Origin of the sequence: Nisaea acidiphila (assembly GCF_024662015.1) — a bacterium.
GTDB lineage: Bacteria > Pseudomonadota > Alphaproteobacteria > Thalassobaculales > Thalassobaculaceae > Nisaea > Nisaea acidiphila.
Genome location: NZ_CP102480.1, coordinates 4,736,019 through 4,746,001 on the forward strand (window position 1 = coordinate 4,736,019; position 9,983 = coordinate 4,746,001).

The 9,983-nt window shown below is 62.9% G+C and carries 10 protein-coding genes; 7 read left to right on the forward strand and 3 right to left on the reverse strand.

Going from position 1 to position 9,983, the window contains the following annotated elements; all coding sequences use genetic code 11:
- Positions 1–16: 16 nt before the first annotated feature.
- Positions 17–922 carry an HAD-IIA family hydrolase gene (locus NUH88_RS22195; RefSeq protein ID WP_257769091.1) on the reverse strand — a complete coding sequence of 302 codons (906 nt, stop codon included), beginning with the start codon at positions 920–922 and terminating at the stop codon, positions 17–19.
- 139 nt (positions 923–1,061) lie between these two features.
- Between NUH88_RS22195 and NUH88_RS22200 the strand changes: the two genes are divergently transcribed.
- Both NUH88_RS22200 and NUH88_RS22205 read left to right on the forward strand, forming a co-directional pair.
- Complete coding sequence (locus tag NUH88_RS22200) at positions 1,062–1,241, forward strand: hypothetical protein (protein ID WP_257769093.1); 180 nt, start codon at positions 1,062–1,064, stop codon at positions 1,239–1,241.
- Between the two features lie 34 nt (positions 1,242–1,275).
- Entirely contained in the window at positions 1,276–2,778 is a 1,503-nt protein-coding gene (locus NUH88_RS22205) for a M81 family metallopeptidase (protein WP_257769095.1), read from the forward strand.
- Between the two features lie 148 nt (positions 2,779–2,926).
- On the opposite strand, the gene xth is transcribed toward NUH88_RS22205, so the two are convergent.
- Positions 2,927–3,697, reverse strand: coding sequence for an exodeoxyribonuclease III (gene xth, locus NUH88_RS22210; RefSeq protein WP_257769097.1), 771 nt, complete (start codon positions 3,695–3,697; stop codon positions 2,927–2,929).
- A gap of 98 nt (positions 3,698–3,795) precedes the next feature.
- The gene (gene erpA, locus NUH88_RS22215; RefSeq protein ID WP_257769099.1) at positions 3,796–4,185 is read right to left on the reverse strand and encodes an iron-sulfur cluster insertion protein ErpA; all 390 of its coding nucleotides are present in this window, start codon (positions 4,183–4,185) and stop codon (positions 3,796–3,798) included.
- A gap of 166 nt (positions 4,186–4,351) precedes the next feature.
- Here erpA and NUH88_RS22220 point away from each other — a divergent pair, with 166 nt between their 5' ends.
- From NUH88_RS22220 to NUH88_RS22240, 5 genes are read left to right on the forward strand one after another with little or no spacing between them, the layout of a single operon-like run.
- Entirely contained in the window at positions 4,352–5,560 is a 1,209-nt protein-coding gene (locus tag NUH88_RS22220) for a deoxyguanosinetriphosphate triphosphohydrolase (RefSeq protein WP_257769100.1), read from the forward strand.
- On the forward strand, positions 5,561–7,318 hold the full coding sequence (gene argS, locus NUH88_RS22225) for an arginine--tRNA ligase (RefSeq protein WP_257769101.1): 1,758 nt from the start codon (positions 5,561–5,563) through the stop codon (positions 7,316–7,318). It abuts the gene before it with no gap.
- On the forward strand, positions 7,315–8,229 hold the full coding sequence (locus NUH88_RS22230) for an SPOR domain-containing protein (RefSeq protein ID WP_257769103.1): 915 nt from the start codon (positions 7,315–7,317) through the stop codon (positions 8,227–8,229). The genes argS and NUH88_RS22230 overlap by 4 nt, the downstream gene beginning before the upstream one ends.
- Before the next feature lie 18 nt (positions 8,230–8,247).
- Positions 8,248–9,267, forward strand: a complete 1,020-nt coding sequence (gene nagZ / locus NUH88_RS22235) for a beta-N-acetylhexosaminidase (RefSeq protein WP_257769105.1) — start codon at positions 8,248–8,250, stop codon at positions 9,265–9,267.
- Positions 9,268–9,975, forward strand: a complete 708-nt coding sequence (locus tag NUH88_RS22240) for a site-2 protease family protein (protein ID WP_257769107.1) — start codon at positions 9,268–9,270, stop codon at positions 9,973–9,975.
- Positions 9,976–9,983 lie beyond the last annotated feature (8 nt).

Genomic DNA, 9,983 nt, shown 5'->3' on the forward strand with positions numbered 1-9,983 from the left:
GGCGGCCCTCCGCAACTCAGATGGATGACGCGATGAAATCAGGCCAGATTCCGCATTCTTCCGCAAGTGCCAGGGGATCGCGCCCCCGGGTGAAGCCGGTTTCGACGAGCAGTGTCTTCATCCCGAGATTGCGTCCGCCGAGTACATCCGTGTGCAGGGTGTCTCCGACGCATAGAATTCTCTCCGGCAAGATTTGCGCGAGGTCGCGGAGAGCATGGCGGTAAATGTCGGGAAACGGCTTCCCGAGGAAGAGTGGCTCGATACCCGTTTCGTCCGCGAGCCAGTGCGCGAGGTATCCTGGCTCCAGGCTCATCTCCTCGCTATAGGGCGCGGTGACGTCCGGATTGCAGACGACGACCGGACGGGGCCTTTCCCGGAAGCTTTCGATGACCGGCAGAAATGCCTGACGGCGAAATTCGCCGCAATCCATCAGCAGGAGACCCGCGGCGTCGTCGATCTCTATCCCGCCGGCTGTCCAGGTACGGGCCTGAAGAGGACCGGGGGGCAGGGGCAGAGGATCGAGCCCGATCGCGGCCCAGATACCGTCTCCGGTGTCCCGGGCCATATCTCCGAGCAGGCTGAGCCCGGCATAGATCTCATCATCGTCGAAGTGGTAACCGCGGCGCCGGTGGCTCTCCAGCATCGCGGAGAGTGTTTTCGAGCCGTCATTGGAGATCACTCTGATCTTCGCCCCGACATCCCGTATTGCCGCATAGGCGGGCGGTCCAGCGGGAATGACGGGGGGGCCGAGGCTCAGAACTCCGAAATTGTCGAGAATGACCGCATCGAAGTCACCGATGATCTCGGCAATCCCCGAAATGCGCCGGGGCTCGACAGGAGGCGGGGCGGGCGGCAATCGGTGCGCCCATTTCAGGTATCCGGCCCAGGCTTCCTCGAAGCTGAGAGGCTCCATATCGAGCATGCGGTGTCGTCTCCACTTGATGATTTCCGGAACCGGACCGGTTCCGTGACGGAGCCGCTCGCCGATTGCGTTAGATCGTAGCGCGCGGTTAATGTGAAGGTCATTCCTTACAGGCAGATGAACGAGGCTGCCAGTACGCATGACCGACGATCAGAACGGAACCGAAGAGGAGGGAGAACGCCGCCGCTGGCGGGTGTCCGAATTTATCGGTCTCGGCTTTTTCCTTCTCGCCGCGGCCGCGATTCTTCCCCTGGTCCGCGACAGTTACATCCTGCAAGACGTCTGGGTCGCGGTCTGCGGCGCCATCGGCCTCAACTGAGTACATATCCTTCTGACCGGCCCGGAGTATTTCAATGGCGCGGATAATCATCGGCGGCTTCCAGCACGAGACGAACACCTTCGCCCCCAGCAAGGCCACGCTTGAGGCGTTCACCAGCCCCGGAAGCTGGCCGGCTCTGGTGACCGGCGCGCCGCTCTTCGACGCGGTCAAAGGGATCAATATTTCGGTTGCGGGCTTCATCGGGGAGGCGCGGCGGCTTGGACACGAGCTGGTACCGACGAGCTGGGCCGCGGCCTCGCCGTCAGCGCATGTGACCGATGAGGCTTTCGAGCATATCGCGGGGCTGATCGTCGCGGGCGTGAAGGCGGCCCTGCCGGCGGACGCACTTTATCTCTGCCTGCATGGTGCCATGGTGACGGAAAGCTTTGAGGATGGGGAGGGAGAGCTGATCCGCCGGATCCGGGAAGTGACCGGCCCCGACCTGCCGATCCTCGCCAGTCTCGATCTGCATGCGAATGTGACGCCCGAAATGGTCGCGCGCGCCGACGGGCTTGATGCCTATCGGACCTACCCGCATATCGACATGGCGGAAACGGGTGCGCGCGTTGCGCGGACGCTGGACGCGCGTCTGAAGAGCGGGAGTTCGAAGCCCGCTCGGGCCTTTGAGCAGATACCTTTCCTGATGCCGCTGGTCCGGCAATGCACGATGGCGGAACCGGCGGGACGGCTCTATGGGATGATCCCGGCCATCGAGGCCGAGCACAATGTGACCCTGGCCTTTGCGACCGGCTTCCCGGCGGCCGATATCTACCATTGCGGCGCCTCTGTTTTCGCCTATGGCGAGGATGATGTGTGCGTGAAACTCGCCGTGAAACAATTGGTTGATGCAATTAATGCGGTCGAGGCGGAATTCGCGGCGCAGCTGCCCGATCCCGACACGGCTGTCCGCGAGGCGATGCGGATCGCGGCGACCGCCGACAAGCCGGTTGTCATCGCCGACGTGCAGGACAATTCCGGCGGCGGAGGCGACAGCGATACAACGGGTCTCTTACGGGCGCTGATTTCGAACGGGGCCGAGGGAGCCGCAATTGGCCTGATCGTGGACCCGGCGGCTGCCGAAGCGGCGCATGCGGCCGGTGTCGGTGCCGAGATCACGCTCGGTCTCGGCGGCAAATCGAAAGTTCCCGGGGATGCGCCCTATGACGGAACGTTCCGGGTGGAGGCGCTTTCCGACGGGCAGTTTACCGCGACGGGGCCATTCTATTCCGGTTCCCACATGCGGCTCGGCCTCTCGGCCCGGCTTTCGATCGGCGGCGTGCAGATTGTGGTCGGCTCGCGCAAGGTGCAGATGGCGGACAGGATGATGTACCGCTTTCTCGGGATCGAGCCGGAGGCCATGAAGATTCTCGGCAACAAGAGCTCGGTGCACTACCGCGCCGACTTCGCGCCGATCGCCGCGGAAATCATCGAATGCGCGGCACCGGGACCGGTGCTGGCCGATCCGGGGGCACTACCCTGGAAACATCTCCGTCCCGGCCTCCGCGTGCGGCCGCTCGGAGAGCCGTTCGGGGGCTGAGCGCTTCTGCGTTGAATACCAGCACATCAATCGTCATTCCCGCGAAAGCGGGGACCCAGGGATCCCGGTCACCGCTCTATGTTCTCTGGGTCCCCACTTGCGTGAGGATGACGATTGTATGGGATTGATTGAGGGGAATCGGAAGAGCTCAGGCCGCGAGTTCGATCCAGACCGGCGTGTGGTCGGAAGCTTTCGGCTTGCCGCGCGGTGCGCTGTCGATCCCCGACGCGCTGAGTCGGTCGGCGGCCTGCGGTGAGAGCAGAAGGTGGTCGATCCGCACCCCGTGATCGTTCTGCCAGGCGCCGCCCTGATAATCCCAGAAACTGTAGCGGTGCGGCGCGGTGTTATAGACCCGATAAGCGTCGACATAGCCGAGATGCAGGATCTCCCGGAAAGCCGCACGGGATTCCGGCTGGCAGAGTGCATCGCTGGCCCAGGCTTCCGGATCGTGCACATCGACATCCGTCGGGATCACGTTGTAATCGCCGGCGAGAACGACCGGCGTTTCCGAAGCCAGAAGCTCCCCGGCACGAGCCTTGAGCCGTTTCATCCAGCCGAGCTTGTAAGGGAATTTCTCAGTTTCCACCGGGTTGCCGTTCGGCAGGTAGATGGTGGCGAAGCGGATGCCGTTGATCGTGCCTTCCGCATAGCGTGCCTGCTCGTCCGCGTCGTCTCCCGGCAGGCCTATAAGCGGATCCTCGATCGGGTGCTTCGAGAGGATGGCGACGCCGTTATAGCTTTTCTGCCCATGGATAAGCACCTTGTAGCCCCGTTCCTCGATCTCCAGGCGCGGAAAGTTCTCGTCGATTGTCTTGGTTTCCTGCAGCAGCGCGACGTCGGGCTGGAAGCCGTCGAGCCAATCCAGGACGTTGGGAAGGCGGGCCTTGATCGAGTTGACGTTCCAGGTGGCCACTTTCATGAGCAGAACCGTTCAGGCTGGAGATTCGGAGGAGGGGCCATACTGCCCGCACACATGCCCCCGGCCAAGCCGGTTCTCGCCAGCCGCCGGAAACCGGATCAGATGGAGAAGGAGGTGCCGCAGCCGCAGGAGGACGAGGCGTTCGGATTCGTCACCTGGAAGTAGGCGCCGAGCAGTTCCTCGACATAATCCAGCTCGCCGCCGTTGAGAAGATCGAGTGACGTATCGTCCACCACGACCGTCACGCCGTGACTGACGAAGGTATGATCGTCTTCCTTGACCTCGTCGTCGAAGCCGAAATCGTACTGGAAGCCGGAGCAGCCGCCGCCCTCGACGGCGACACGCATGAATTTGGTCTCGCCGTGCTCTTCCATCGTCAGCATCCTGGTGATGCGTTTCGCCGCGCTCTCGCTCAGGCCGAAAGTACGGCCGCCCGTGGAGGGGGCCGGAGATCCGTTCTCGACAGTGCTGTTTTCGGCGAGGCTCATGGCCGCTCCAGACGGATAGAGGCGATTGACGATCAATTATGCACGCTCTGACCAGAAAAGTAATGTTTCCCTAGGCAAATTCAATCCATTTCGGGGTTCTCGCATTGCGCGGGGGCCTGCCGGGGAGTAGGTTCCGCCAAGTTCGAATCGCAGCCGGCCCGCCGTCATGCCCGAGTCCCAGAATTGGACCCTTAAACAGCAGTTTGCTCCTTATGCGGAGGATTACGGCAACAGCCGCGGCCGGCAGCATCCGGAGCCGGAGGCGCGCGAGCGGACGCCGTTCCAGCGCGACCGCGACAGGATCCTGCATTCCGGTGCCTTCCGTCGGCTCGAATACAAGACCCAGGTCTTCGTCTATCACGAGGGCGATTATTACCGAACCCGGCTTACCCACAGCCTGGAGGTCGCGCAGATCGCGCGCTCGATCAGCCGCTCGCTCGGGCTCAACGAAGACCTCGCGGAAGCGCTCGCGCTGGCGCACGATCTCGGGCACACGCCGTTCGGCCATGCCGGTGAGGACGGACTGGATGCGGTCATGGCACCCTATGGCGGCTTCGATCACAATGTGCAGACGGTGCGCGTGCTGACGCTGCTGGAGCAGCGCTACGCGGCCTTTGACGGGCTCAATCCGACATGGGAAACGCTTGAGGGAATTATCAAGCATAACGGTCCGCTGGTCGGACCGGGGCTGGAGGGCGAGGTGCCCCCGATCATTGCCGAACTCGACGATAAACTTCATTTGCAGTTGGGCGGGTACGCCAGCGCGGAAGCGCAGGTTGCGGCCATTTCCGACGATATAGCCTATCACACGCACGATATCGACGACGCGCTGCATGCAAATCTTTTCGCAATCGAAACATTGCGGGAGGCGCCGATCGCCGGAGATATCGTCGCGGAGGTGCAAGCCTCTTATGGCGATCTTTCGAACACGCGCCTGGTGCAGGAGATTGTCCGCAGGCTGATCGGCATGATGGTCGAGGATCTTCTGAGCGAGAGCCGGAAGCGGCTCGCCGAATACAATCCGCGCTCCGCCGACGATATCCGGCAGGCGCCGGTGCCGATCATCGCCTTTTCGCCAGACATGGAAGCGCGAAATAAGGCTTTGAAAAAGTTCCTGTTTCAGAACATGTACCGGCATTACAAGGTAAACCGGATGGCCAGCAAGGCCCGCCGAGTCGTGAAAGAAATGTTCGAACTCCTGATGAACGAGCCGAACTGCCTGCCGGCGCAGTGGCAGCGCACCGGCAACGATCAGCCCGGGGATATCGACAAACCCAAGCAGGCACGCCTCATTGCCGACTATATCGCTGGCATGACAGATCGTTATGCAATGATCGAACATGCCCGTCTCTTTGACCTGAACGCGAAGACATAAATGAACGTTTTCAATCACTTTCAGACTAAGCTTAACGAAGAACTCGAATCGCTCTCGGCGGGTGGGGCACTACCGGCCGATCTTGACGTGAGCCGCGCCGGCGTGGAGCCGCCGCGCGATCCGTCGCATGGGGACATCGCCACCAACGCCGCAATGGTGCTGGCGAAGCAGGCGCGCATGAAGCCGCGCGACATCGCCGATCTGCTCGCCGAGCGGATGCGCGGCTGGCAGGAGGTCTCCGAGGCCGAGATCGCCGGTCCCGGATTCATCAATCTGCGCATCGCCGATACGTTTTGGCGGGGAGCGGTCGCGGATCTGCTGAAGGCCGGGATTGCGTACGGCAAGTCCGATATGGGCGCGGGCAAGAAAGTGATGGTCGAATACGTTTCGGCCAATCCGACGGGGCCGCTGCACGCGGCCCATGCGCGGGGCGCCATCGTCGGCGACGCGCTGGCGGCCCTGCTCGACAAGGCCGGGTTCGACGTGCTGCGCGAATATTACATCAACGATGCCGGGACCCAGGTCGACACCGTCGCCCGCTCGACATTCCTGCGCTATCGCGAGGCGCTCGGCGAGGAGATCGGTGCAATCCCGGAGGGGCTTTATCCGGGCGAGTATCTGAAAGAGGTCGGCGAGGCGCTCGCCAAGCGCGACGGCGACAAGTGGCTCGGCAAAGACGAGGCCGAGTGGCTGCCCGAGATCCGCAGCTTCGCGATCGCGGAGATCATGGGCTGGATCAAGGAGGACCTGGGCCTTCTTGGTGTCGATATGGCGGTATACAGCTCTGAGAAAGCGCTGGTGGAGGCAGGGGCGGTCGACAAGGTGATGGAGACCCTGGAAGGCCGGGATCTGCTCTATACCGGCGTGCTCGAGCCGCCGAAAGGCAAGAAGTCGGACGATTGGGAGCCGCGCCCGCAGCGCCTCTTCAAGGCGACCGAGTTCGGCGACGATGTCGATCGCCCGATCCAGAAGTCCGACGGCTCCTGGACCTATTTCGCCAACGACATCGCCTATCACCTCGACAAGTATCGCCGCGGTTATGCCGAGATGATCGATGTCTGGGGCGCGGATCACGGCGGTTATGTGAAGCGCATGAAGGCTGCGGTGAAAGCGGTCACCGGCGGCGAGGGGGAGCTCGACGTCAAGCTCTGCCAGCTTGTGCACCTGATGGATGGCGGGAAGCCGGTGAAGATGTCGAAGCGCGCGGGCACCTTCGTCACCATGCGGGACGTCATCGATTCGGTCGGTAAGGACGTGCTGCGCTTCATCATGCTGACGCGACGGAACGACCAGACGCTCGAGTTCGACTTCAAGAAAGTCACCGAGCAGAGCCGCGAGAATCCGGTCTTCTACGTTCAATATGCCCATGCCCGCTGCCATTCCGTCCTCCGGCACGCCGAGGAGGCGCTGAGCGGCGCGGAACTCTCCGGAACGGCACTCGCGTCGGTAGTGCTCGACCGCTTGACCGATCCTGCCGAGCTTGGTCTCATGAAACTGTTGCTCGCATGGCCCCGTACCGTCGAGGGTGCCGCCGAAGCGCACGAACCGCATAGAATCGCCTTTTATCTCGGCGATGTGGCCGCTGCGTTCCACGGCCTCTGGAACAAGGGCAAGGACGATACGACCCTGCGCTTCCTTGTCGATGGGGATAGCGAGCTGACCATGGCCCGGCTGGCACTGGTGCGGGCGACACAGACCGTCATAGCCTCGGGCCTCGATGTGATCGGGGTCGAGCCCGTGGAGGAACTGCGCGCATGAGTTTGCATTCGGGGGCGCCGGAAAGGCCGCGGATTATCGAAGAGGACGAGCGTCCGGGGCCGCCGCCGCTGATGTCGGAGGAACGTGGCAAGGGCAGGGGACTGACCATCCTGGCCGCCGTTCTCGCCGTCACAGCCTTTTCGGGTGTCGTCTGGTACGCCTATGATCAGGGACGGCGGATCGGCAGCGAGACGGCTGCGCCATTGATCAAGGCGGAACCTAGCCCTTCGAAAGTACGTCCGGACTCTCCGGGCGGCATGCAGATTCCACATCAAGACAAACTCGTGCTGGACGACCTCGGCTCCGGTCGCGGTGCGCAGAACGGCGAAAGCCGGGTCGAGCGGCTGCTACCGCCGCCTGAAACGCCGGTCCCGGCACCGGAACCGCTGCCGGCCGCGCCGGCGCCAGCGGTTAGCGGCTCCGAGCCGCAGTCCGTCGCCTCTGCACCGGTCGAAGCCCCGAAGGCGCCGTCGGCCATGGCCCAGATCCCGCCGGCAAAAAGACCGGAAGAAGCCGCGTCGGCGCCGAAGGCACTGGTTCCGCCGCCCCCGCCCGCACCGGCACCCGCCGGGGAAAAAGCTCCGGCTCCAGCGCCAAGTGCGCCGAAACCGGCCGAAACCGCCGCTGCCAAACCGGCTCCGGCCCCCACGACGAAAGCGCCGGCGGCCGGGAATTACAAAATCCAGATCGCGGCCCTGCGCAATCAGGACGCGGCCAAGCGCGAATGGACCCGTGTACAGTCGGCGAACAAGGCCCTGCTCGGTGCCCTGAGCCCGACTTTTCAGCGTATCAGTACGGATAACGGGGTTTTCTTCCGGGTCCAGGGCGGTCCACTGACGGAGAATGCCGCGAAACAGGCCTGTGACGCTCTCAAGGCCAAGGGGCAGGCCTGCCTCGTCGTCAGACGCTAGACCAGATCGGAACACATGATGCGCGCGCTGATTCTCGGCTGCGCCGGTCCGGAACTGACCCGGGCCGAGCGCCAGTTCTTCGTCGAAACCGAACCGTTCGGCTTCATCCTGTTCCAGCGCAATTGCGAGAACGTTGAGCAACTTCGCAGGTTGACGGAGGATCTGCGCGATTGCGTCGGGCATAACGCGCCGATCCTGATCGACCAGGAAGGCGGCCGGGTCCAGCGGCTGAAACCGCCGCTTTGGCGCAAGGCACCGCCGGCATCCCTGTTCGGAGAGCTGTATCGGAAAGACCCGGTACGGGCGGAGCAGGCTGTCCGGGTGAATGCCCGCCTGATCGCTGCCGAGCTGACCGCCTGCGGCATCGACGTGGATTGTCTGCCGCTCCTCGATGTTCGTCAGAACGATACCCACGATGCGATTGGCGATCGATCTTTCGGCTACGACGTCGAAACTGTTTCCCGGCTGGGACGCGCTCAGGCAGAGGGTCTCGCGGCAGGTGGTGTAGGTCCTGTGATGAAGCACATTCCGGGACATGGCCGCGCCCGGGTTGATAGCCATTTTGATCTTCCGCGCGTGGATATAGCGGCGGACATTCTGAAAGAAATAGATTTCGCTGCTTTCAAGGCGCTGGCAGGCCTGCCGATGGCGATGACCGGACATGTCGTCTACGAGGCGATCGATCCGGACAACGCCGCGACCCTTTCTTCCACAATCATTTGGGACGTGATCCGTACGGAGATCGGCTTCGACGGGCTGCTGATGACGGACGATATCTCCATGAAGGCGCTCGGAGACCCGCTCGCCGTGTCTTCCGCCCGGTCAATCGAGGCCGGCTGCGATCTCGTGCTCCATTGCAACGGAAACGAGACAGAAATGCGGGAAGTCGCCGAAGCCGTGCCGGAGCTTTCCGGCGAAGCGCTCCGCCGGGCGGAGGCGACACTCTCATTCATGGACCGCATCCGCCGGGAGGCGCAGCCGGCACCCATGGACGAGCTTCTGGCCTCCTACGGTGAGCTCACCGGCACGGCGGCCTGAATGGGCGAGTTTATCTCCGACGTTCTCTTCACTGCATCGATCTGGGCGCTGCCTGTTCTGATCGCAATCACCATGCACGAGGCGGCGCACGGTTTCGTCGCCAATTTGTGCGGCGATCCGACGGCCCGGCTGATGGGGCGGGTTACGCTCAATCCCTTCGCTCATATCGACAAGTTCGGTACCGTGATCTTGCCGATCCTCTGCATCGTCTCTGGCTGGGCGCTGGCCGGCACGCCGTTCGTGTTCGGTTATGCCAAACCTGTCCCAGTCGCGATGTCACGGCTCAACAACCCCCGCCGCGACATGATGCTGGTGGCGGCTGCCGGCCCCGCGACCAACGTGCTTCTTGCGATCGCTGCGGCGGCACTGCTGCACACCGCGCCTTGGTTTCCAATCTGGTTCGGCGCCTGGTGGGAAGCCACTCTGGTCAATGGCATCCTGCTCAATCTGGTGCTTGCGGTCTTCAACATGATTCCGATCCCGCCGCTGGATGGCGGACGAATCCTGACGGGGCTGCTGCCATATGAGCTGGCGCGGCGCTATGTCCGCCTGGAACGCTACGGCATCTTCATCATCGTCGGGCTGCTCTTCCTGCTTCCGTTCATCGGCAGGGAACTGGGCATCGATCTCGGTCACTTCATGCGCTTGGTCATGATCGGCGTGCATTATCTGCTACAATTGGTTCTGATGCTCACGGGACAGATCTGAGAGTTTGA